We start from the raw sequence: 23992 nt of genomic DNA on the forward strand, positions 1-23992 counted from the left end.
TTACTACTTACTCCCAATCTAAAATAACTTTACCTGATAGGCCAGAGCGCATGACATCGAAGCCTTGTTGAAAATCATCAACATTATAATGATGAGTAATAATAGGCGTTAAGTCTAAACCTGACTGTATTAGGCTTGCCATTTTATACCAAGTTTCAAACATTTCGCGACCATAAATGCCTTTTATAGTTAATCCTTTAAAAATAATCTGACTCCAATCAATCGCCATATCTTTACCGGGAATACCTAGCATGGCGATTTTACCACCATTATTCATGTTATCTAGCATACTAGTAAATGCCATCGGAACCCCTGACATTTCTAGGCCAACATCAAAGCCCTCTGTCATACCCAGCTCTTGCATAACATCAGTTAAGTTTTCTTTTGAAACATCAACAGCACGAGTTGCACCCATTTTTCTTGCTAACTCAAGGCGATATTCATTAATATCCGTGATAACGACATGGCGAGCACCAACATGCTTTGCCACCGCAGCCGCCATAATACCGATGGGGCCAGCACCCGTAATGAGTACATCTTCACCCACTAGATCAAAAGACAAGGCAGTATGTACTGCATTACCAAAGGGGTCGAAAATGGCGGCTAAATCATCAGAAATTTCATCTGGCAGTTTAAAAGCATTGTAGGCAGGGATCACTAAATATTCCGCAAAGGCACCGGCACGGTTTACCCCAACACCAACAGTATTGCGACACAAGTGTGTACGTCCACCTCGACAGTTTCGACAATGGCCACATGTGATATGCCCTTCGCCTGAAACTCTATCGCCAATAGAAAATCCTTTCACTTCTTGACCAATGCCAACAACTTCGCCAGCATACTCATGGCCAACAACCATAGGAACAGGAATCGTATTTTGTGACCATTCATCCCAATTATAAATATGGATATCTGTACCACAAATCGCCGTTTTTTTAATTTTAATCAACAGATCGTTATGACCCACTTCTGGTTTATCAGTATCCGTTAACCAAATGCCTTGCTCTGGTTTTAATTTTGATAGAGATTTCATTAAATAACCCCCATCTCTTTGCCAATACTGGTAAACGCTGAAATCGCTTGGTCAAGTTGCTCTTTGGTATGAGCCGCTGATATTTGAGTACGAATTCGCGCTTGGCCTTTAGGCACAACAGGAAATGAAAAACCAATAACGTAAATACCTTTCGCCAATAGCTTATTAGCCATTTCACTTGCCACTTTCGCGTCGCCTATCATCACAGGCACAATTGCGTGGTCAGCACCTGCACAGGTAAAGCCTGCAGCTTCCATATTAGTTCGGAAATAGTTGGCATTATCTTTCAAGGTTTGACGCAAACCTCCACCATCTGCTAATAACTTCAACACCTGCAATGAGGCGTTAACAATGGCTGGCGCTAGAGAATTAGAAAATAAATAAGGACGCGAACGTTGACGAAGCCACTCAACCACTTCTTTCTTCGCTGAGGTATAACCGCCAGAAGCACCGCCCATAGCTTTACCTAAAGTACCGGTAATAATATCAACGCGCCCCATAACATCACAATATTCGTGGCTACCACGACCGTTTTCACCAACAAAGCCAACAGCATGAGAATCATCAACCATCACCATAGCATTGTATTTATCAGCTAAATCACAAACACCTTTTAGGTTAGCAATCACGCCATCCATCGAGAAAACACCATCGGTAGCTATAAGCTTAAACCTTGCTCCAGCTTCATCCGCTTCAATTAAGCACTGCTCTAATGCCGCCATATCATTATTAGCATAACGAAAACGCTTTGCTTTACATAATCGGACACCGTCAATAATTGAGGCATGATTTAATGCATCACTAATTATGGCATCTTCAGCAGTTAATAGCGTTTCAAACAAGCCTGCATTGGCATCAAAACATGATGAATACAGAATAGTATCTTCCATCCCTAAAAATTGGCTAATTTCTTGTTCAAGGCTTTTGTGAATATCTTGAGTTCCACAAATAAAGCGTACAGAGGCCATCCCAAAACCATGCTCATCTAAACCTGCTTTAGCTGCAGCTATTAACTGAGGATGATTTGCCAAACCTAAATAATTGTTGGCACAAAAATTAATGACTTGTTCACCAGTATTCACTGCTATTTCTGCCTGCTGTGCAGTCGTAATAACACGTTCAGCTTTATACAGGCCTTCACTTTTAACCTGAGCAATTTGTGTTTGAATATGGTTATAGAAATTTGTTGGCTGATTGTTTGACATATAGGAGCCTCAACGATAAAAAAACATCACTTTAATTAACGGTATTGTACCCAAAAAATTCAACGAATGCAGCACCAAACCGAATAGTATTTTGCAAAAACCTATTTTTACTCGGAATTATTCCCTTCAACAGTTTTATACTCACTTTTTAATGCCGCTGTTCATCGTAAACATAATCCATTGTGCTGCATCTTCAATTAAATGTTTCCTGCGATTAATTAGCTGATAAGCATAACTATCACCTTTAAATATCTGCATTTTTGAACGTTTGTCTCCGTTCCAAGAAAATAATTCTTGAGCTACTTGGTAGCTTTCTTGATGATGAGAAGAAGCAACAAAATAACTCGGAATATCAATCAGGTTCTTATAACGTTCTTTATCGCTATAGGTCATTTTAGGGGTAATGATAACCATAGAGTTGAGTAATATTTTCTCCGCTAGGGCAACGGCATATGTGCCACTACAGCCACTGGTGACTATAGACACAGCTTTATTGTCAGCAAGTTTAGTGCGTAAAAACTTATACGCGGCTAACAAGTCATCTTGCCAATATGTCGTTAATAAGGCCATTTCACTTTGATAGCTAACAATATCAACTGAATTTTTTTTGATATCTTCGCGTGAAAAGCCTTGCCCAACACTATCACCATAACCTCTTAAATCAACCAACAAAGTATTTAATCCTTGCGCAGCTAAACCACTGGCGACTTTCTTATATGACTGGCGATTGTTATTGCAATCATGCAACACGATCACACCGCCACTCAATGCTTCACCGGCATAATAATCTGCCGCTAATAAAAACTCATGATCAGCGCGTGCTTTAATGGTTACGGTTTCTACCGTAATCTCCCCATTATCTTGTGCTGCCTGAGCAGCTTGTGCTATCAAGCCACAGCTAAAAACAGCAGCTAACACAATCAAATGTGTCATCATAAAGTCGATTTTAGCTTTCAAGTAAAATGCTATATTCATCAGTATTTATAGGTATTTAATTAAAGTTAGGTATAATCTACCACAAACTAACTATAGAACAATTTATGTTTACTTTGTTGATATATCGCCTGTTATTATTGTTATTGCTACCCGTATTACTATTAGCTTTATTGATACGTTCTCTTAGCAATAAGCAATATAGACAAAGACTCAATGAACGTTTAGGTTTTTTTCCTAAAGCGTGCAAACAATCAGGCATCGTTGTGCATGCAGCAAGTGTAGGTGAAGTTATCGCCATTGCGCCATTTATTGAGCATCTTTTAGCGACATACCCTGACGACACCGTAACCGTAACAACTTTTACACCAACAGGTTCCGCACAAGTTAAAAAGCTTTTTCAAGATAGGGTTCAGCATGGTTTCTTGCCTTTAGACGTATTGCCCTGTACGCAGCTATTTTTGTCGCGCTTAAAGCCTCGACTGGTAATTGTTATGGAAACAGAGATATGGCCTAATTTAATTGCGCAATGTGCACAAAAAAATATAAAACTAATGCTCATTAATGGCCGGCTGTCTGAAAATTCAATGAAAAGTTATCAAAAGATTAGCAAACTGATCACGCCTGCAATTAATCACTTTGATAAAATACTCTGCCAAAGTCACGACAATTATGACAACTTCCTAAAACTAGGTGCAAATCCAAATAATTGTATGGTTTCTGGCAACTTAAAGTTCGACCTAAGCATTGATAAATCAACTACTGACAAAGCATCTCAGTTACAGCAATTATTACCTAATAATCGCCCCGTTTGGCTAGTTGCCAGTACACATGAAGGTGATGAAGAAATCACCCTCGCTGCATACAAACAAATAAAACAACAACACCCAACGTTACTATTAATACTTGTTCCAAGACACCCTGAGCGTTTCAAGCACGTGGCGAGCTTATGTTTGAAGCAGCATTTTAGCCTTGCTAAACGCAGTGAAGAAACTCAGGTGAATGACCAAGATATTTGGTTACTTGATACGTTAGGTGAACTCATGGCAGCATTTTCACTCGCCAATATTGTCACCATGGGTGGAAGTTTCAGCGCAGTTGGTGGCCATAACCCGCTTGAACCGGCGTTATTTAAAAAAGCAATTATTGTCGGTAATAATATGAGTAATTTTACTGAGATAATGCAACAGTTACAAAGCAAGAACGCGATTGTTCAATTATCAAAACCAAATAGTAATGTGGAAAATTGGCAAAGTGGTGAGTTAGCGAATGCAGTCATGACCTTGTTAACCGATCAGACACAAGCTGACAGCTTAGGTGAAAATGCACATCAAGTTGTCATGGAAAACCAAGGAGCCAGCCAGCGCACTTTAGCCGCAGTTAGAGAGTTACTTGATGACAAATAACGAACAAATAGCCACCTTTCATGATAGCAATATTTATTGCCAATATGATGATAATGAAATAACCCAATTTCAACCAAGCATGCTTGATGCACAATACTGGCAGGAGCGTGGGTTAATTACAGGCTCTGCTCAAGGTCGTGGTACAACATGGTTTGTAAAATACCCTCATGAGGCCATGATAGAGAAGCACTGGGTATTACGCCATTATTATCGAGGGGGCTTAATCGGTAAACTGATCAAAGACGGTTACTGGTTTACTTCACTACAAAATACACGTGCTGCTAAGGAGTTTGCTTTATTATCAACAATGCAAAACCTCGCATTACCTGCTCCTAAGCCAATTGCTTATCGCATCATAAGAAATAGCTTATTTTATCGAGCGGATTTACTGAGCAGTCGTATTGAAAATGCGCAAGATTTAGTAGCCTATTTATCAAGAGAGGCTTTATCAGAGGCTTTATGGGCGAAGATTGGTGCAACCATTAAACGCTTTCATGATCATAATATTTACCACCACGATTTGAATGCTCACAATATTTTAATCAACAACAATCAAGATATTTTTATTATTGATTTCGATCGTGGTGAGGTTCGGCGCAATAATAACACGCAATGGCAACAAGCCAACATAGCGAGATTAGAACGTTCTTTTCTGAAGGAGCTTACGAAATTACCGCAATTTCATTTTCAACCAAGTAATTGGCAAGCATTAATCACTGGTTATTCAAACCAACAGTAACTTATTACTTCTCTTCTAGCGCGTCTTGATAACGTTGTTCATACATATCACGAGCTTTGATTAACTCAGGTAACGCTTTCTCTGTTGTATAAGGGCGCAGTATTACTAATATTTTCAATACACCTTGATAAAACACCGAGTCATTAATTTCATTAGCGATATTTTGTGTTTGATAAAAACTCAGCCAAAAGGTGTTGATGATACGTAAAATACTGACAATATCGCTAAGCTCTTCATCTTGAAAATCAATAATTTCCGCTGCACGTAAAGAGATTAATAATTGGCTAACCCGATCAGCGATAGAGTATTGAACTTCTACATATTTTTCACGCAAGCTTGGGTTTTTATCCAATAAAACAGGTAGGTTGCTATAGAAAAAGCGAAATTTCATCATCATTTGAAAAACCGCATCCATATAAAGAATAATGGCGTCTAGTGGTTCAACTTTATTGGTCACTTGTGGAAAGGTATCTAATAGTAGATTTCGCGCATATTCTTCATAAATAGAAAGAATTATGTCTTCTTTATTGCGAAAGTGATAATACAAATTACCAGGACTAATACCTAAATGAGCTGCAATATGATTAGTGGTAACATTACGCTCTCCGTGCTCATTGAATAATGTTATGCTGGCCTGAATGATCTTATCGCGGGTCTTCATACAGTTACTTCTTTCCGTTAATTTAGTTAAACCAAAGACTAATTTAATTTTTAGTCTGCCTATCATACTACCAAATTTCAGTAGATTTAAAGGCTTTTTGAGTAAATACTTTAACATAAAATATGATTATTTATGCATTATCTCCATTGAATTAACGATTTGAACACTGCTTTTCATGTTTATGCTTGTCATAAACTGAACTAAACCATTACAATACTTTGGCCTTAACCATCAACATAAACTGCACATTATGACCATCAAAGCAATTTACCCAGGTACTTTCGATCCCGTAACAAATGGACACTCTGATTTAATATATCGAGCAAGCCATTTGTTCTCTGAAGTCATAATTGGCGTTGCCGCCAGCCCAAGTAAAAAGCCCCGTTTCTCGCTAGAGCAACGTGTTGAGATGATAGAAAAAATAACGGCTGATTTAACTAATGTCACTGTGGTGGGCTTTAGTGGTTTACTCGTTGATTTTGCCAAGGAACATCAGGCTAAAGTACTGATTCGAGGTTTACGTGCTGTTTCAGATTTTGAATACGAATTTCAATTAGCTAACATGAATAGACGCTTATCCCCTGAGCTAGAAAGTGTTTTTTTAACACCATCAGAAGGAAACTCTTTTATTTCTTCAACTTTAGTAAAAGAGGTTTCTTTGCACAAAGGTGATGTCAGCCAGTTTGTGGACCCCATTGTTAAAGCCGCATTAGAAAATAGCTAAAGCTGCTGACAAGTAGGACAATACACAGAGCTTCGATTGGACTGCCTTACTTCCAACAGAGTATCTTCACAAACAAGACAAGCTTCGCCCGCTCGACCATAAACATATAATGATTGAGCAAAATAACCAGGGCGACCATCCGTTTGGGTAAAGTCTTTTAACGTTGTGCCACCTTGCTTAATCGCTGCACTCAACACCTGCTTTATAATATCGGTTAACTTATCATAGTCATGCGCTTTAATATCGCCTGCTTTGGTAGTTGGCATAATCCCCGCCTGAAAGAGCGCTTCGTTTGCATAAATATTCCCAACCCCCACAACAACATGATTATTCATTAGAAAAGTTTTTATCGGTAATTTTTTATTTTTTGCTTTGGCAAATAAATAACCATGACAAAACTCATCACTTAATGGCTCAGGGCCCAACTTAGATAATAACCCTTGTTCATCTTGATGCTCTGGCAGCCAAAGTACAGCGCCAAAGCGGCGAGGATCATTAAGACGCAAAACCTTGCCATGGGTAAAAACTAAATCAAAATGATCATGTTTAGCAACAGGTGTTGACTCTTCAACCACGCGAATAGTACCCGACATTCCCAAGTGCAATAATAATGTACCGTTTGTAAAACGCACCAATATATACTTAGCTCGCCTGTCGACAGCCAACACTTCCTGCTCACTAAGCAATTGAACTTCATCTGGAATAGGCCACCTTAACTGAGCAACACGAACAGCAACATGCTTCACTTGCTTGCCAAGTATATGGGGCGTAATGCCTAAGCGGCATACTTCAACTTCGGGTAATTCAGGCATAATAAATTATTTTCTATATCGATGGCATGAGTTGGCGGCTTAATGCCGAAGGTAAGGATAACCATAGTTGCTTTTGATGATTAAAAAGTAATAATTGATCAGTCAGTAAATACAGAGTGAACATTTGCTCTTGCTCAATACCGGCTAGGCTTATCGCCACCCGCACGCCATTTTCCTGATCAATAATAATTTCATCAGCCTGAAGCAAGCCTTCACTTTGCTGCCAAGCAAACATCACTTGTTCTATTTGCTGATTATTTAAATCAACCAATCGACCTTGACTGGTCATTTTCCAAGCTCGGCCAACACGCTCAAATGTAAGACTAGATTGATCAGGAAAGTTAATGCCTAACGCCAAAATAACACTGTGCTCAGGTAAAACTCGACTATTGTTTTTGCTGTTATCTTCAGGAAACAAGCGATCATTAGTCGTATTAATCAATAATATAATAATCATTACTGAAAAAATAATGACATTATTCCATGCTGTTCTAGAAAGCTTCATAGTAACCTTTTATAAAATAACACTAGCCATATCATACTGAAATTTTGACATAAAAAAACCCAGCAAAAACTGGGCTTTTTATTAATATACTTAAAACAAAATTAATTACTTAATTTTAGCTTCTTTGTACATTACGTGTTTACGTGCTTTAGGATCAAATTTTTTGATTTCCATTTTTTCAGGCATAGTCTTTTTATTCTTATCAGTAGTATAAAAATGACCAGTACCAGCACTAGAAACTAAACGAATTTTATCGCGCATAATAATTCCTTACTTTTTTAAAAAGTTAACCTAAGGTTAAACTTTTTCGCCGCGGGCACGGATATCAGTTAATACTGCATCAATACCTTTTTTATCGATAATACGCATTCCTTTCGGAGTTAAACGTAATTTAACGAAACGATTTTCACTCTCAACCCAAAAACGGTGAGATTGAAGGTTTGGTAAGAAACGACGACGTGTCGCGTTTCTTGCGTGAGAACGGTTGTTCCCTACGACTGGCTTCTTGCCTGTTACTTGGCAAACTTTAGACATTTGAGTCACTCCAAAAATTAATATTAGCTCGAGCTTATTTTTCTGAGGATTCGCCCAAGACCGTCGCCTCAGGATCCTGAAAAAGGTGGCATATTATAGAGAAACTGTTTTATGAATGCCACCCCTAATAACAAAAAGCGGCAAATTTTGTTTTATTAATTGAAAATCAAAAACTTACAAGCAACCCAAAAGAAAAAATCCAGCCAAAAGGTGGATTTTAAATCAAAATTCAACGAACTCAGTAGCAAATTTACCTAAAAAAACCATCAAACTAACTTAGCACTGAGTTAACTCACCTTAGATTTGAATAACTTTTTAATTTGCTCATCTTGCTCTTTATTTGATAATTCATCAATGAGTATACGAATGATGTGTGACTTCGCTAAATCAGTACCTTCAGACAAGACCTGCAACTGTTCGATAGTGTTTTCACTTAAGGTGAAAGTAGCCCGGCGAAATGGCTTACTTTGCTCATTTGCCGCTTTCTTTTGTTGAATTAAACGCTTTGCATCATGAATTGCTTGTTTCAAATTCATTTTACCGCGTTCTTCACTACTGACTATCTGCGGCGCACCTTTGGCATAATTATCCGCATCAGCAATAAAGTCATCTACCGTAAACTGTTCCTTAGTTGCTTTACTGTCCTTGCCTTTTTTTAAATCAGTTAAACTCATGGGCATTGTCCGGTTTCATGGCTAATAACTCTTCAGCAATAGCTATCATTTCACCCGCAGCTTTACCTTCAGGATCAATTTCTATTACTGAGGAGCCTTGCTCTTCGCTGTCATCATAAACATTACGATTAAACGTAACAGCATTTAGTACGTTTATACCAAACGAACTACAAACTTCTTTAGCTTCAAGGATACGATTTGCCTGATTAGGTAATGATGGGCATTGGGTAATAACGAAAGAGGCCATCATTTTAGGGTTAACCATTTTACAGGTACTTAACATATCTTCCATATGAGGCACGGTTTTCAAATCACGGCGCTTAGGACGTAGCGGAATAATAACATGATCAGCAACAGACATAGCAGCACGTAGCGCTAAGTTATCTTGGCCACCACAGTCAACAATAACATAATCATAATGCTGCCCTAAACTGAGCAAATCGTTACGAATTTTACCATAAAGTTGAATACAATTGATTGCTGGTAGCGATGGATCACTGTTTCTTGCTTGTATCCAATCAGAGGTTGTTCTTTGAGGATCACAGTCCACCATAAGCACTATCGCTTTTTTATTTTTGGCGAAATATACTGCTAAATTCTGCGCTAAACAGCTCTTGCCGCTGCCACCTTTTTCGCCACCCACTAATATCATCATATTCTTTTCTTCCTAAACACTACCTAGTTATTAATATAACTCTAAAAACTGAGGTTCAGAGTTAATTATAGTCCAATTTGTTTATCTTGCTTATGTCGTCAATTAATCTAAAGTCAATACAACTTCAAACCAGCCATTATCTTGTTTAGTACAGCGTAACACTTTGCCGTATAACTTTTGATTGTTAGCATTCGCTGACTTAAAGCAAACAGTGACCTGTTGTTGTGTTGGCAAAGCAATATCACAATCAAGTTTTAAACCGCCTCGGGCAAAGTCTAAACAGGCGATTTTTTTCGCTCTTTCTTGCCCTTGATCATCTGTCCATAGGATATCTACTAGTTCTTTTTCCATATCAAGACGGAATGATTTACGGCGCTCCAACTCATTTGTACTACTATCGGTCATAAGAGGGTCCTTACTTATATATGCACTCGGGGGCTAATTATCTACTATATATACAAACTACCTAAAAGTAACGAGCATTGGTAGTTTTTTCAAGCTATCTTTATGGTATCTATGATATTTCCCCATTTTCAGCAAAAGAATAGCATTGATTTCCTGCCACAATCATATGATCTAACACCTTTACATCTATTAATTGCAGCGCTTGTACTAGCCTTTGGGTTATTTGTTTGTCGGCAATACTCGCTTCAGCCACACCTGATGGATGATTGTGACTCAAAATAACCGCTGCAGCGTTATGTTTCAACGCATGTTCTACTACTACCCTTGGATACACAGCGGCTGCATCAAGTGTGCCCCAAAATAATCGCTCAAACTTTACAATTTGGTGCTGGCTATCTAAAAACAATACGGCAAATACTTCTCGGTTTTCATGGCGCAACTCACTTATAAGATAGTCACGTGTAGCCTGCGAAGAAGTTAAGGCACTACCTTGCTGCACCAATTGTTCAGCCAGATATCGTTTAGACATCTCTAAACAAGCCTGCAATTGCACATATTTCGCTTGCCCTAAGCCATGTTGTAAACAAAACTCTTGCTCACTCGCCCGGTAAATATTCGCTAAACTACCAAAGTGATTTAACAAACCTCTCGATAAATCAACAACATTACACCCTTTTATTCCTGTTCTTAAAAATATAGCGAGTAATTCTGCATCACTCAAACTTTGCGCACCTAAATGCAAAAGCTTTTCTCTTGGCCTTTCCCTTTTTGGCCAACTTTTCAAAACAGTACCTTGCTGCTCTCTATTAACCAATAAACTACTTGGTAACATATCTTGCCTCCTAGCATACTTTTAAATTGAGATTTCCATTCACTATGTTTTTCAAAAATATCAATAAGTGTTATCTTACTGCCATAATTGATAGTTTAAGATTAGCAGCTTATGCAAATTCTACAGGATAAAAAAATTGTTCTTGGTATTAGTGGTGGAATCGCAGCTTACAAAGCGCCTGAATTAGTACGCCGTTTAAAAGAGCAAGGTGCTGATGTACGCGTAGTAATGACCGAGGGTGCTAAAGCCTTTATTACCCCGCTAACGTTACAAGCCGTTTCCGCGAATCCAGTTTCTGACAGCTTACTCGATACCCAAGCCGAACTTGCGATGGGACACATTGAGTTAGCTAAGTGGGCTGATATTATTGTAATTGCGCCTGCAACAGCTGATGTCATTGCGCGTATTGCCTGTGGTATGGCTAACGACTTACTATCAACCCTATGTCTAGCCACCTCAGCGCCTATTGCCATAGCGCCCGCCATGAACCAACAAATGTGGCATGCTCAAGCTACCCAAGACAATATAACCACATTAAGCAAGCGTGATTGTCATATTTGGGGGCCAGGAAGCGGTGAACAAGCCTGTGGCGATATCGGTTTAGGGCGTATGCTTGATGTCGATGATTTGGTAACCTTAAGTATTGATTTCTTTGCAGATAAATACTTGGCAGATCAACACTGGCTTATTACCGCTGGACCTACGCGTGAAGCAATTGATCCTGTGCGTTACATTTCCAATCATAGTTCAGGGAAAATGGGCTATGCAATAGCCCATGCCGCAATGCGTGCTGGTGCAAAAGTGACGTTAATTTCTGGTCCAGTTGCTATCTCACCGCCAGCAGGCTGTGAAGTAATTCAGGTGAATAGTGCTGAAGAAATGCATCAACAAGCCTTGGCACTGGCACCAAGTAGCACCACCTTTGTTGCCTGTGCCGCTGTTGCAGACTACCGTGTAGCCAATATTGCAGAACAAAAAATTAAAAAAAGTAATGAAGCGATGCAGCTTGAATTAGTAAGAAATCATGACATTGTTGCAGATATTGCTAATTTAGCAGATAAACCATTTATTGTTGGCTTTGCCGCAGAAACACAAAATGTTGAGCATTATGCTCGAGGTAAGTTAATGCGTAAAAACTTAGATCTTATAGCCGCTAATGATGTGGCAAAAGCTGGACAAGGATTTAACAGTGACAATAATGCAATTACCTTATTTAGCGCTATTGATAAAACAGATATTCCACTCGCCAGTAAGCAAATTGTCGCTAACCACCTTGTGTCACTCATCAATCAACATTACTTAGCCAAAAAAAATCACTAAACGTATCAAACTTTCAACCTTAAAAGTAAAAAGAACAATAACCAAAGAGTAAGAAAAACTATGACTACAGCTTCAAAAACTAACACTAAACCTAGTCGTAAAGAGCAAATTTTACAATGTTTAGCGTTAATGCTTCAAGACTGCCCCGGCCAACGTATAACTACCGCAAAATTAGCCGGTGAAGTGGGTGTTTCTGAAGCCGCTTTGTATCGTCACTTCCCTTCAAAAGCGCGTATGTTTGAAGGATTAATCGACTTTATTGAAGAATCCATTTTCACAAGAGTTAATCTGATTTTAAGTGATCATAAAGAAACCTTAGTCCGCTGCCATCATATTCTGCATGTATTACTGGTTTTTGCTGAGCGTAATCCGGGCATGTGCCGAATTTTATCTGGTGATGCCTTAATGGGTGAGAATGAACGTTTACGCACACGCGTGCACCAATTTTTTGAAAAGCTTGAGTCACAATTTAAACAGGTTTTGCGTGAGCGTAAATTACGTGAAGGCAAAGCATTCACTATTAGTGAACAAGCATTAGCAAATATTCTAGTCTCTTTTGCTGAAGGAAAAATTAGCCAATATGTCCGCTCTGGATTTGAGAAAAAACCTAGCGATGATTTTAACGAGCAATGGCAATTTTTAATGGCTAGCAAATAAACACAGGAAAAATCATGGGTAAATTATCACACTTAACGCCAACGAGTTTATGGCAACTATTCGAAAAAATTTGCAGCATCCCCCATCCATCAAAGCACGAACAAAAAATTTCACTTTGGATTCAATCGTGGGCAAAAGATTTAGGGTTAACCGTTAAAGAAGACGCTATCGGAAACTTAGCAATTACAAAGCCTGCAACCCAAGGTATGGAAAACAAAAAAGGCGTTATCCTACAAGCGCATATGGACATGGTTCCCCAAAAAAATAACGATACTGAGCACGACTTTTTAACCGATCCTATTCGCCCTTATATTATCACAGAAGCCGATGGCGACTGGGTAACAGCAGAAGGCACAACACTAGGTGCCGATAACGGCGTTGGCTTAGCGTCAGCTTTAGCAGTATTAGCCAGTGATGATATTGCCCATGGTCCACTGGAAGTTCTGGTGACTATTGATGAAGAAGCAGGTATGAGTGGAGCCTTTGAACTACAACCAAATTGGCTTGATGGCGATATACTCATTAATACTGACTCTGAACAAGAGGGTGAAGTATACATGGGCTGTGCGGGCGGCATTGACGGCTCGGCAACCTTCAACTTAGCCTTTGATGATGTACCTGAAAACACTCAAGCATTTAATTTGTCTATTTCTGGTTTAAAAGGCGGACATTCAGGGGTTGATATTCATACTGGCCGTGCCAATGCCAATAAATTACTGGTTCGTTTTTTACTTGATGCCAGTAATGATTTTGATATTCGTTTGACAGAATTAAATGGCGGCAGTTTACGTAACGCTATTCCTCGCGAAGCATTTGCGAGTTTTGTTGTTGCCAAGGAAAACGTAGAACCGCTTAAAGCCGCTTTAGCGTCATACTTAGCCACCATTAAAGGTAATTTAAAAGCCATTGAAACAGACATAGATATGCTACTTATCTCACCTGAAGATTTTGAGCAATGTTGGGACAGGGCTAGTCAAAGTAGAATTTTGCGTGCCTTAAACGCCTGTCCTAATGGTGTTATGCGTATGAGTGATGATATCGAAGGCATAGTTGAAACATCATTAAACTTAGGGGTTATTCAAACCCGAGGTAAAAAATTCAATGCCTTAGTGCTTATTCGCAGTTTGCATGATGATGGTCGCTTAGAAACACAGCGTTCTGTAAAGTCTGTGTTTGAATTAGCTGGTGCAGATATTAAATTCAGCGGTGCCTATCCAGGTTGGAAACCTGATACAGACTCGGCCATTATGAAAACCGTTAGTGATACCTATCAACAATTGTTTAATAAAGTACCCGCTATTATGGTTATCCACGCTGGATTAGAGTGTGGCTTATTTAAAACCGCTTACCCTCACTGGGATATGGTTTCTATAGGACCAACAATTAAATTCCCACATTCACCGGATGAAAAAATAAATATTGCCACAGTTGAACAATATTGGCAGCTACTTACTAGCGTGTTAGCAAACGTGCCAACAAAGTAATATAGGTCGCGATCACTCAGAGGTATAAATCCCTGAAGTGGTCGCTTATACTCATTGGCCAATGATTATGTATAAAACACACAAAACGCAAATAATAACTATTCTCATTATTGACAGTGGTAGTAAAATTGACTACCCTCACTGGCAATTTTAATTGATGTTGTACAATGCTTTATAGAAAGTATAGGAAGGCGCTTATGTTACAAAAACTATCTAAAATCTTCACCCAATTAACCATTACTGCGACAGTAATATGTTCAGCGTTAACTTCATTTGTAGCGAGTGCAGCAGAAGAGGTTAACGTCTATTCATACCGTCAGCCTTTTTTAGTTCAACCACTTTTTGATAAGTTTACTGAACAAACTAACATTAAAGTGAATGTTGTTTTTGCTAAAAACGGCATGGCTGAAAGAGTTGCACGTGAAGGTAAATATAGTCCTGCCGATATACTATTAACAACAGATATCAGCCGCTTAATAGAGCTTCATGACAAAGGTTTATTGCAAGCCAACAACGACAAGGCGCTTACCGACGCAATTCCAAGCCAGTACCGCGCTACAGACAACACCTGGTTTGCGTTAACCACACGCGTACGTAATATCTATTCTGCTAAACGTTTAGGTGAAGTCAATATCAGCTATGAAGACTTAGCCGATAGCAAATATAAAGGGCGTATTTGTACACGCAGCGGTAAACACCCGTACAATGTTGCTTTAGTTGCCTCTATGATTGCACACCACGGTGAAGCAGCTACGTTAACATGGCTAGAAAAAGTAAAAAGTAACTTAGCGCGTAAACCACAAGGTAATGATCGCGGCCAAGTGCAAGCTATTCACCAAAATCTTTGTGATATATCTCTTGGCAACAGCTATTACTTTGGCAAAATGTTACAAGACGAAAAACAAAAAATTTGGGCTGATGCAGTTAACATTAACTTTCCTAACCAAGATAACCGTGGTGCTCACGTGAATGTTTCTGGTGCGGCTATTGCGAAATACTCACCTAATCTTGATAACGCCAAAGCACTTATGGCTTTCTTAGTCTCTAAGCCAGCTCAACAACTTTATGCGGAAACAAATATGGAATATCCTGTTCGCACCGATGTTGCTCCTTCAAAACTTGTTGCCTCATGGGGAAGTTTTAAAGCCGATGAGCTTTCTTTAGAAACCATCGCCAAAAACAGAAACTTAGCATTGAAACTTATTGATCAAGCTCGTTTTGATCTTTAAAGGGAAACTGTGATCAACAAAACAAATAATTTATGTTGGCGCCTTAGTTGTTACTTACTAGCACTGCTGCTCATGCTACCAGTGCTAGTCATGCTAAGTGCAGGTATCAAGGCCTCTACTGATTTATTTAGCCACCTCTGGCAAACCGTACTACCAGACTATATTGCAAACACCTTAATTTTAGGTGTTTTTGTCGTTTTATTATCCCTCGTTTTTGGCGTCATTAGCGCCACCCTTATTGTGCACACTAACGTTGTTGGTAAGAAAATTCTGCGTTGGTTATTAATGCTACCGTTAGCAATGCCAGCTTACTTAGTGGCATATTTATATACAGATCTGTTCGATTATGCAGGACCTGTGCAACGATTTTTACGCGCTACTTTCAACTGGCAATCTCCAAATGACTACTGGTTTTTTGATATTCGCAGTTTAACCGGCGCCAGTATTATCATCGCCTTAGTATTGTTCCCTTATGTTTACTTATTAACGCGCACAGCCTTTGAACAGCAAGATCAAAACTTATTACGAGCCGGTAGACTATTAGGACTTTCCGCTAAACAAAGCTTTTACAAAATAGCGTTACCCTTAGCACGCCCCGCCATTGCCGTAGCCGCTAGCTTAGTGTTAATGGAAACCTTAGCTGATTTTGCTACCGTTCAATATTTTGCAGTCAATACTTTAACAACGGCCATCTACGATACTTGGCTAGGTTATAGTGATTTAGCCGCAGCGAATGCTTTAGCGAGTATCTTAATGTTATTGATATTATGTGCTGTGGTTGCCGAGCAGCGTGCCCGTGCTGGTCAGTTACATCAATCAAACCGTATCAATAAAACACAGCAACCTATTATACTTTCTAAAATGGCGCAAATAGCGGCGAGTGTTTTTTGTTGGTCACTGGCCATTGCAGGCTTTTTACTGCCGTTTTCTTTATTACTTATCATGGCGTGGCAATACAGCAGTAGTGAAGAGTTCTTTACCTTGTTACCTACAGGCTTAAACAGTATCGAAGTCGCTTTCTGGGCCGCTACGCTAGCCACGGTTTTCGCCTTAATTTTCGGCTTATTCAAACGCTTAAGTGCTGACAGAAAGAGAAACTTACCCTTACAAATTTCAGGTTTTGGTTATGCTATACCAGGTACAGTACTCGCCATGGCTATGATGTCTACGTTTGCACCTATCGATCATGCCATTAATGATGTCGCTATTTGGCTAGGTTATAACCCACCAGGGTTAATATTATCCGGTTCAATTTTTGCCGTTGTGTTTGCTTTTATTGTGCGTTTTGCGGCAATCGCTAATGGCACTATTACCAGTGGTTGTGAACAGATACCTAAATCACTCGATCTCGCTCCAGCTAGTTTAGGGGTAGGATTAGGAAAAATGTTAGCTAAAGTGCATTTACCTTTGCTAAAGCCTTCAATTTATTTAGCATGGTTACTGGTTTTTGTAGAAGCAATGAAAGAGTTACCTGCCGTTTTATTGTTAAGACCTTTTAACTTTGAAACCTTAAGCACACATATTTATCAGCTTATTTCTGATGAGATGTTAGAGCAAGGTGCAATTGGGGCTATAGTCATCGTACTGTTAGGTTTATTACCTATTATTTGGCTCAATCAAAATAAACAAGCGATCAAAAAGGACCAAACGTGAGTAACTTATTAGCCATCACCCAAATATCGGTTGAGCTTCAGAATAAAACCATTTTATCTGACGTTGATTTAACTTTAGAAGCTGGTGACATTCTCGGTCTAGTAGGCCCTAGTGGTTGTGGTAAAACAACCTTGTTAAATACACTCGCTGGCTTTATTGAACAAACACAGGGGCAAATAACCTTAGCAGATAAACCTTCAATAACGCCCAACCATCAAGTACCTCCTGAGCATCGCCATATTGGTATGATCTTCCAAGACTATGCACTTTTCCCACATTTAACGGTAGAAGAAAACATTTGTTTTGGTATTGCCACGTTAAGCAAAAACGAACAGAGTTCTCGATTACAGCAACTACTTGCGCTCTTATCATTAACTGATCTAGAAAAGCGCTTTCCACATCAATTATCTGGCGGACAACAACAGCGAGTTGCTATAGCAAGAGCCCTAGCTCCACAACCTCAACTATTATTACTCGACGAACCTTTTTCTAATATTGATGCTCGCCTGCGAAATGAGTTGATGCTAGAAATGCGTCAATTACTAAAACAATTAAACATCACAGCTATTTTTGTTACCCATAACAAAGATGAAGTGTTTACTTTTGCTGACAAAATAGCCGTCATGCACCAAGGCAAAGTATTGCAAACGGGAACACCACTACAGGTTTGCCAACAGCCAATAAGCTGGCAAGTAGCTGATTTTCTACAACTAGGAAACTGGATTAAGGTAAACATTACTCAAAAAGGTGAGCACCAAATCACCTGCACAACGCCTTTTGGCCCTATTACCCTAGCAGCGTCAACTGATACCGTTTTAGGTCAATCACAAATGTTATTAAGAAATAAACATATAACATTATGTGAACAAGGTCAGGTGAATGCTAAAGTAAGCCAAATAAGGTTAACAGAACAGGGCTTTCTCTATCATATAAACAGCCTAATTGAAAATGATGATGCTACACCTAATACCCTTAATTTTTATAGCGAAGTGCAACTAAAATTAGATCAGGAAATTTGCATTCAGTTAACCCCACATCAAGCGTTAATTTTTCCTCAACAATGACTTACGTATAAAATTTGTCATCTATGATTTTTCAGTTAGAATAGAAGGCTAATCAACTGAGGAAGTTTTCTATGATTCAGCCAGAAAAAATTATAATAGCTGATGACCACCCTTTATTTAGACAAGCATTACTAGGGACTTTAAAAGCCAAACTAAGCAGCACTACTTGGTTAGAAGCCGAAACCATTGACGAGTTAGAGCAGCAATTACAGTCACATAACAATAGTGACTTGTTGTTACTTGATTTAAACATTCCAGGTGCTCATGGTTTTAATACCTTAATCCATGTTCGAAATCACTTTCCTCAAATTCCAGTTGTGGTGGTATCAGCCCACGAAGATCACAGCACCATTAGTCAAGCAATGAGTTATGGTGCCTCTGGTTTCGTACCAAAATCCACACCGGTAGACGATATTTTCACAGCCATTATGACGGTGTTATCTGGTGATGTCTGGCTTCCTGAATCCTTTCAAGGGGTTCAAACGGAAAAAAGTCATGACGATATAGCTGAACGTGTTGCTAGTTTAACGCAACAGCAATACCGCATTTTAATGATGTTTGCGCAAGGCTTGCTAAATAAACAAATCGCTTACGACTTAAATGTATCTGAAGCAACCATAAAAGCCCATGCTACCGCTATATTTAGAAAACTCGATGTCCGTAATCGAACGCAAGCGGTAATAGTGATCAGCCAACTTGATTTAAATGAATCAGGCTTCGGCGAACAATAATCGCCCCGACAGTTTACCTAGCCTATTATCCAAAAACCTATCAAAACATCACAAAAACTTCGCTAAATGTTTTGGTAGGCCATTGAAAAATAACTCTTTTAAAATTTATTTGTTTTTGTTGTCAACCATTTGCTTGCCGAAGCGTTTTAATTACTGCATGTGAAAATTCGTAGTAATCAGGAGAACACAATGATAAATAAAAAAGTGAAAGATTATTTCAACCTTTATAAGAAAAATCTTAATAAATACTCAGAAAAACACTTATCAACCGCTACAGTAAATATTAGTTTATCAGCCATAATACTCGGACTAAGTTTAACCCTCAGTGGTTGTGGTGGTGGCAGTGATGAAACGGAAATAGTTGAAGAATTACCGGAGGCTACAGGCCAAGTAATGATTGTCATTCGTGATGATGAAGATGACTTTTTATCGTACGATGTTGATGTTACTGCTATTAATTTAGTAAAAGTAGATGGCACTCAGGTTAGCGTAACGCCTGCATCTTCACGTGTTGATTTCATTCAATATACAGATTTATCAGAATTATTTTCTATCAATACCATTCCTGCTGGCCGATATAACCAAATATCATTCACCTTAGATTATTCAAGCGCCAATATTATCATTCAAGACGAGGAAGGCGACAGTTACCAAGCCACAGTGCAGGATGTGGATGGCGAGCCTATTACCACCTTTGAGTTAACGTTAATGCTAACAGACGATTCAGAGCTTGAAATTAACCAAGGAAAGCTTGCAGCACTTACGTTAGATTTAGATCTCAGTGCAAGTAACCAAGTGCTTTCTTTTTCACCCGCCATTGTACAAGTAGAGCCTTTTATTAATGTAGCGGTATCTCTCGATGAAGAACGAGAGCATAGAGCGAGAGGTTTATTACAAGCCGTTGATTCTGATAACAATACCCTAAGCATTGCCGTCAAGCCATTTAGAAAAAAACAAGGGCAGTTTGGTGAAGTCATCATCAATGTAGATGAGCAAACCCTTTTTGAAATTGATGGTAGTGATATTGACAATAGTGATGCTCTGGCAGTGTTAGCAGGCATGACTGTAGATAGTCCAATTATAGCTTTAGGTTTCATCGATACAGAAGGGAAATTCACAGCACAAACGATTCAAGCTGGTAGCAGTGTCGCATGGTCAGGTAAAGACATCTTCAAAGGGGTTGTCACAGCACGTATTGATGATGATATTACCGTTAGCGGTGTTATATTTGCCCCTGAAAATCGCAAAGCTAGTCATGGAAAAACCATTACCTTATCATTTAATGATACCACCAGCTTCACAACTTTTGGGGAACAAGAAGCCACTGCCGATAGTTTAAGTGTTGGTCAAAAAATCAAAGCCCTAGGTTTGTTTGACGATGAACTACTATTTAACAGTAATGATGAAACCATCCACCTAAAAATGTCCAAGTTAACCGGGCAAGTAGTACAAGCATCGCCACTAACCCTTGATATCAATACATTAAATAGAAGACCTGTAGAGCAATATGACTTCACTGGTACTGGCTCTACAACAGAGCAAGATGCAGTTCCTCAAATGTATGAAGTAAGTCATGGCAATTTAGTTATTAGTGATTTAGCGACCGATGACTGGTTAACCGTTAAAGGCTATGTCACTGATTTTGGTCAAGCACCTGACGATTTTGTTGCTCAAAGTTTAATCCAACAAGATATTAGCCAGAAAAATGTTACCTTTGTTGCCAACTTCCGTGATGCAACTGCTAGTTTATTGATTGATAGTGAAACCATGCAAATTAGTTGGCAACCAGATGAAGCTAAACAAAGTATGTCGCATCGTGGTATTCGCAAAAAATTTGCGCAAGCGCAGGCTGAATCAGTTCAGGCAATCAATAGTGAAGCAGAACAAGGTCGCTTTGCCATTAAAGAACGTGGTGTAAGTATTAACTACTTTACTGATTATGCAGACTTCATTGATGCATTAAGTGCTGATTTAAATGAAGGGAAACTTGTTAATAAAATTACCAGTAAAGGTACATACTCTGAAGAGTTTCAAGGCATAAAAGCAGTAGCTGTCAGTATCATTTTACAGTAAGCTGATCAAAAGGCATTCAAGCGCCCTAACGCCTTGAATGCCATATTTTATGTCTAACCATTATCATTGGAGGTATGCTTGACCAGTTCACTTGCTCAGTTTCTGGCTAGCGTCGAAAAGAAGGCATATAAAATGGCAAATTTCGCAACCTTAAATACTCATGATGCCCTTGATATTGTGCAAGATACCATGGAGAAAATGGTGCGCAAGTATAGCGATAATCCGCATCAGGAATGGCCTGCGTTGTTTTATCGTATTTTACACAACAATATAATGGACTTTCATCGTAAGCGAAAATTTAGAAATTTATTCTTTTTTTGGCAGCAGCATGATCAAGAAGAGCAAACAGATTATAGCGCTAATGACTACTTAACAACTGATGAAGATAATCCAAAAGAGATACTGGTAAAATCTGAAAAAGTTGATCATATGCTTATCGCTATTGAGGCGTTACCCACTAAACAACAACAATGCTTTTTATTACGTTGCTGGCAAGGGCTTTCTGTAGCAAAAACTGCACAAATCATGCAGTGTAGCGAAGGAACAGTAAAAACCCATTACTCACGCGCGGTCAGTAAGCTAAAAATACACTTGGAGAATTTAGATGCCTAAATCAATCGAGACACATGCTAAAAACTCTCTTGATAATAGTATTGAGCAACTCGACAGTAGCATTACCGCAGAGTTAACGAGTATCAGACAAAAAGCGCTCAGCCAAGCTAAAACAACTAATAAACGCGCAGCTCTATTTCAACATAATGGCCTTGTTAGTGCTTTTTCTGTAGCAGCTTTCGCCTTGTTATTAAGCTTTTATTGGCTAGAAACAGACACAAGTTCACACTTACCTGCAATAATAGCTCAGCACGATGTTGATGAAGACCCAGAGCTTTTAGCTGAATTAGAATTTATTTATTGGTTATCTGAACAAGACTATGAACAAGGCAATGAACAAGGCAATGAACAAGGCAATGAACAAACTTTATTATAGTGGAGTGGCAATACTCATGTGTACTAGTACTTGGGTAAATGCAACTGAAAAAAAAGCTGAAAAAGAGCAAGCACTTACTGCTGAATTTCTGCTTTATATTGCCGAAATGGATAAAGTAGAACAGCAATGGTTAGATCCTTTAATGATGGAAAAAATTGATAGCTCGCTGATTGATAAAAAACCAATAGACACTGACACAGATACAGATACAGATACAAAAATGAAAACAACATCCCCCACACAGAAAACTGGCAATAACATAACAAAGGAAGGAGTAGAATAATGTTCAAATACTGTATTTTATATTTTACTTTGTTTGTCAGTACTCATGCTTTTAGCGCGCAAGGCAATATTGTAACTTGGCAATCACTAAACAATGAACAAAAACAAGTGCTAGCCGCTTTTGAGAATGATTGGGCGCAATTAGACACCAGCAAACAAAATAAATTAATTAGAGGCGCAAATAACTGGCTGAAAATGAGTGCTGATGAGCGCCAACAAACCTCTTCAAAATATAAAAAATGGCAACAACTCACTCCAGAAAGGCAAGCTGCATTAAGAGAGAATTATGCGGCCTTCAAAGCACTACCTGAAGCTAAGCAAAAACAACTACGCAACACTTATAAAAACTATAAGTCACTTTCGCCTGAGAAAAAGCAACAGTTAAAAAACAAATGGCAGAAGCTATCACCTGAACAGCGTCAGCAATTAAAAAATAAAATGAGACTAAAAAGAAAAATTAGAAACTAAAACTCCCAACCTAGGCCAAGAGAGAAATAATTAGCCTGCGTTGATTGAGCATAAAAACGATTAATACTAGCATCAATGGCAAGGTTGTCAGTTAAAATCATGGTGATTGTTGCACCTAAGGTTGTGACTGTATCTCCTGTCAGTGGCTCCCTGAACTGCTCATCAGTTTTTAACTCTCGGTTTGTGCGTGATGATCCTGACACTGAATTAAGCAAATAAATATCATCACCGGCAATAACATGATTTACGCTAAGTTGTAACGAGGGAATAAAAGCGAATGCTTGCCATGTCCAAATAGTTGAGTACGACATCATACTCGTTAACAGCCAACTATGACTATCTTGTATTGTGGTTTGTTTAGAATAGCGCTCGTTAATAGGGTTAACAGTAGTAATAGAGCTTTCATAACTGGCTTGTTGGCTAACACTGGCCAGCCCAAAATCAACGGTAAGCCATGAATTCTCAAAGTCAATATCTCGACCAATACTTAATGAAAAAGCATTAGAATTTATGGCTTCAGAGTAGTCAAAACTCTCAATAACCCTATTTCGTTCAGTATCTAAATTCTCTGAGCTAGCAAGTTCAAAATCAATGTACTGATAGGCAAGTGAAATTGTATATTGCTCAAAAAAATAATTAAGATTTCCGCTATATTCTTGCTGCTTTGAGTCAATGCTAAATTGCGGATCATGACTCGATTTATGTCCATCACTACCTTGCCCGCCAAAGCTAATAGACCAAGTATCATTAAACAGGTGAGAGAAATCTAAACCATACCCTGTCATTTGTATGGTTTCTTGGCTGTTATACAAAGGAGCATTATACTCCTGACTATCAAAGAGCAGCCGCACTGTCGCTGAAAAAGCAACATTAGGAATGGTAAAACTACCCAATATAAACACTAGGGTAAACAAATACTTCATTT

28 protein-coding genes are annotated in these 23992 nt (G+C 38.8%); 15 read left to right on the forward strand and 13 right to left on the reverse strand.

The genetic code is table 11. The annotated features are described in order from the left end of the window. Positions 1-7: 7 nt before the first annotated feature. From tdh to AC27GZ_RS04450, 3 genes are all read right to left on the reverse strand, one after another. Complete coding sequence (gene tdh, locus AC27GZ_RS04440; protein WP_487093667.1) at positions 8-1033, reverse strand: L-threonine 3-dehydrogenase; 1026 nt, start codon at positions 1031-1033, stop codon at positions 8-10. Beyond that, positions 1033-2238 (reverse strand): glycine C-acetyltransferase, encoded by a 1206-nt coding sequence (locus AC27GZ_RS04445; RefSeq protein ID WP_487093668.1) that lies wholly within the window; start codon positions 2236-2238, stop codon positions 1033-1035. The genes tdh and AC27GZ_RS04445 overlap by 1 nt, the downstream gene beginning before the upstream one ends. Before the next feature lie 141 nt (positions 2239-2379). Then, on the reverse strand, positions 2380-3195 hold the full coding sequence (locus AC27GZ_RS04450) for an alpha/beta hydrolase family protein (protein ID WP_487093669.1): 816 nt from the start codon (positions 3193-3195) through the stop codon (positions 2380-2382). 83 nt (positions 3196-3278) lie between these two features. Here AC27GZ_RS04450 and waaA point away from each other — a divergent pair, with 83 nt between their 5' ends. Next, positions 3279-4577: a lipid IV(A) 3-deoxy-D-manno-octulosonic acid transferase gene (waaA, locus tag AC27GZ_RS04455; protein ID WP_487093670.1), complete on the forward strand. Its 1299-nt coding sequence runs from the start codon at positions 3279-3281 to the stop codon at positions 4575-4577. Further along, positions 4567-5316, forward strand: a complete 750-nt coding sequence (locus AC27GZ_RS04460) for a 3-deoxy-D-manno-octulosonic acid kinase (RefSeq protein WP_487093672.1) — start codon at positions 4567-4569, stop codon at positions 5314-5316. Before waaA ends, AC27GZ_RS04460 begins: the two co-directional genes overlap by 11 nt. 4 nt (positions 5317-5320) lie before the next feature. Here AC27GZ_RS04460 and AC27GZ_RS04465 read toward each other — a convergent pair whose 3' ends face one another. Further along, positions 5321-5977 carry a TetR/AcrR family transcriptional regulator gene (locus tag AC27GZ_RS04465; RefSeq protein ID WP_487093673.1) on the reverse strand — a complete coding sequence of 219 codons (657 nt, stop codon included), beginning with the start codon at positions 5975-5977 and terminating at the stop codon, positions 5321-5323. A gap of 250 nt (positions 5978-6227) precedes the next feature. Here AC27GZ_RS04465 and coaD point away from each other — a divergent pair, with 250 nt between their 5' ends. Next, on the forward strand, positions 6228-6701 hold the full coding sequence (gene coaD / locus AC27GZ_RS04470; RefSeq protein WP_487093674.1) for a pantetheine-phosphate adenylyltransferase: 474 nt from the start codon (positions 6228-6230) through the stop codon (positions 6699-6701). Here coaD and mutM read toward each other — a convergent pair. The 8 genes from mutM to radC all read right to left on the reverse strand — a co-directional run bounded on the left by mutM (position 6698) and on the right by radC (position 11118). Next, complete coding sequence (gene mutM / locus AC27GZ_RS04475) at positions 6698-7513, reverse strand: bifunctional DNA-formamidopyrimidine glycosylase/DNA-(apurinic or apyrimidinic site) lyase (protein ID WP_487093675.1); 816 nt, start codon at positions 7511-7513, stop codon at positions 6698-6700. The genes coaD and mutM overlap by 4 nt on opposite strands. Before the next feature lie 13 nt (positions 7514-7526). After that, positions 7527-8018 carry a hypothetical protein gene (locus AC27GZ_RS04480; protein WP_487093676.1) on the reverse strand — a complete coding sequence of 164 codons (492 nt, stop codon included), beginning with the start codon at positions 8016-8018 and terminating at the stop codon, positions 7527-7529. 105 nt (positions 8019-8123) lie between these two features. Further along, the gene (gene rpmG, locus AC27GZ_RS04485) at positions 8124-8279 is read right to left on the reverse strand and encodes a 50S ribosomal protein L33 (protein ID WP_044834320.1); all 156 of its coding nucleotides are present in this window, start codon (positions 8277-8279) and stop codon (positions 8124-8126) included. 36 nt (positions 8280-8315) lie between these two features. Beyond that, positions 8316-8552: a 50S ribosomal protein L28 gene (gene rpmB, locus AC27GZ_RS04490; RefSeq protein WP_159822134.1), complete on the reverse strand. Its 237-nt coding sequence runs from the start codon at positions 8550-8552 to the stop codon at positions 8316-8318. 287 nt (positions 8553-8839) lie between these two features. Next, complete coding sequence (locus AC27GZ_RS04495) at positions 8840-9226, reverse strand: hypothetical protein (RefSeq protein WP_487093677.1); 387 nt, start codon at positions 9224-9226, stop codon at positions 8840-8842. Continuing rightward, entirely contained in the window at positions 9213-9881 is a 669-nt protein-coding gene (locus AC27GZ_RS04500; protein ID WP_487093678.1) for an AAA family ATPase, read from the reverse strand. Before AC27GZ_RS04500 ends, AC27GZ_RS04495 begins: the two co-directional genes overlap by 14 nt. Before the next feature lie 102 nt (positions 9882-9983). Next, entirely contained in the window at positions 9984-10286 is a 303-nt protein-coding gene (locus tag AC27GZ_RS04505; protein WP_487093679.1) for a PilZ domain-containing protein, read from the reverse strand. A 109-nt stretch (positions 10287-10395) separates the two neighbouring features. Further along, entirely contained in the window at positions 10396-11118 is a 723-nt protein-coding gene (gene radC, locus AC27GZ_RS04510) for a RadC family protein (protein ID WP_487093680.1), read from the reverse strand. Positions 11119-11229: 111 nt separating this feature from the next. On the opposite strand from radC, the gene coaBC reads away from it, so the two are divergent. The 12 genes from coaBC (at position 11230) to AC27GZ_RS04570 (ending at position 23067) form a co-directional block, all read left to right on the forward strand. After that, positions 11230-12438, forward strand: coding sequence for a bifunctional phosphopantothenoylcysteine decarboxylase/phosphopantothenate--cysteine ligase CoaBC (gene coaBC / locus AC27GZ_RS04515; protein WP_487093681.1), 1209 nt, complete (start codon positions 11230-11232; stop codon positions 12436-12438). Between the two features lie 60 nt (positions 12439-12498). Further along, complete coding sequence (gene slmA / locus AC27GZ_RS04520) at positions 12499-13095, forward strand: nucleoid occlusion factor SlmA (RefSeq protein ID WP_487093682.1); 597 nt, start codon at positions 12499-12501, stop codon at positions 13093-13095. A 14-nt stretch (positions 13096-13109) separates the two neighbouring features. Next, positions 13110-14579: an aminoacyl-histidine dipeptidase gene (locus tag AC27GZ_RS04525; RefSeq protein WP_487093683.1), complete on the forward strand. Its 1470-nt coding sequence runs from the start codon at positions 13110-13112 to the stop codon at positions 14577-14579. Between the two features lie 197 nt (positions 14580-14776). Next, complete coding sequence (locus AC27GZ_RS04530) at positions 14777-15808, forward strand: extracellular solute-binding protein (protein WP_487093684.1); 1032 nt, start codon at positions 14777-14779, stop codon at positions 15806-15808. Between the two features lie 72 nt (positions 15809-15880). After that, entirely contained in the window at positions 15881-17461 is a 1581-nt protein-coding gene (locus AC27GZ_RS04535; protein ID WP_487093685.1) for an ABC transporter permease, read from the forward strand. Further along, a complete protein-coding gene (locus AC27GZ_RS04540) occupies positions 17458-18525 on the forward strand; it encodes an ABC transporter ATP-binding protein (RefSeq protein WP_487093686.1) in 1068 nt (355 codons plus the stop codon). The genes AC27GZ_RS04535 and AC27GZ_RS04540 overlap by 4 nt, the downstream gene beginning before the upstream one ends. Before the next feature lie 71 nt (positions 18526-18596). Further along, entirely contained in the window at positions 18597-19256 is a 660-nt protein-coding gene (locus AC27GZ_RS04545; protein ID WP_487093687.1) for a response regulator, read from the forward strand. A 189-nt stretch (positions 19257-19445) separates the two neighbouring features. Beyond that, entirely contained in the window at positions 19446-21329 is a 1884-nt protein-coding gene (locus AC27GZ_RS04550; protein WP_487093688.1) for a DUF4382 domain-containing protein, read from the forward strand. A gap of 78 nt (positions 21330-21407) precedes the next feature. Next, positions 21408-21941, forward strand: a complete 534-nt coding sequence (locus AC27GZ_RS04555) for an RNA polymerase sigma factor (protein ID WP_487093689.1) — start codon at positions 21408-21410, stop codon at positions 21939-21941. After that, the gene (locus AC27GZ_RS04560; protein ID WP_487093690.1) at positions 21934-22317 is read left to right on the forward strand and encodes a hypothetical protein; all 384 of its coding nucleotides are present in this window, start codon (positions 21934-21936) and stop codon (positions 22315-22317) included. Before AC27GZ_RS04555 ends, AC27GZ_RS04560 begins: the two co-directional genes overlap by 8 nt. 16 nt (positions 22318-22333) lie before the next feature. After that, positions 22334-22600, forward strand: a complete 267-nt coding sequence (locus tag AC27GZ_RS04565; RefSeq protein WP_487093691.1) for a hypothetical protein — start codon at positions 22334-22336, stop codon at positions 22598-22600. After that, positions 22600-23067 (forward strand): DUF3106 domain-containing protein, encoded by a 468-nt coding sequence (locus AC27GZ_RS04570; protein WP_487093692.1) that lies wholly within the window; start codon positions 22600-22602, stop codon positions 23065-23067. The genes AC27GZ_RS04565 and AC27GZ_RS04570 overlap by 1 nt, the downstream gene beginning before the upstream one ends. Here AC27GZ_RS04570 and AC27GZ_RS04575 read toward each other — a convergent pair. Continuing rightward, positions 23064-23990, reverse strand: coding sequence for a hypothetical protein (locus AC27GZ_RS04575; RefSeq protein WP_487093693.1), 927 nt, complete (start codon positions 23988-23990; stop codon positions 23064-23066). The two genes, AC27GZ_RS04570 and AC27GZ_RS04575, sit on opposite strands and share 4 nt — an antisense overlap. Positions 23991-23992: the final 2 nt, after the last annotated feature.

The organism is Colwellia sp. SU-HH00943 (assembly GCF_057546125.1).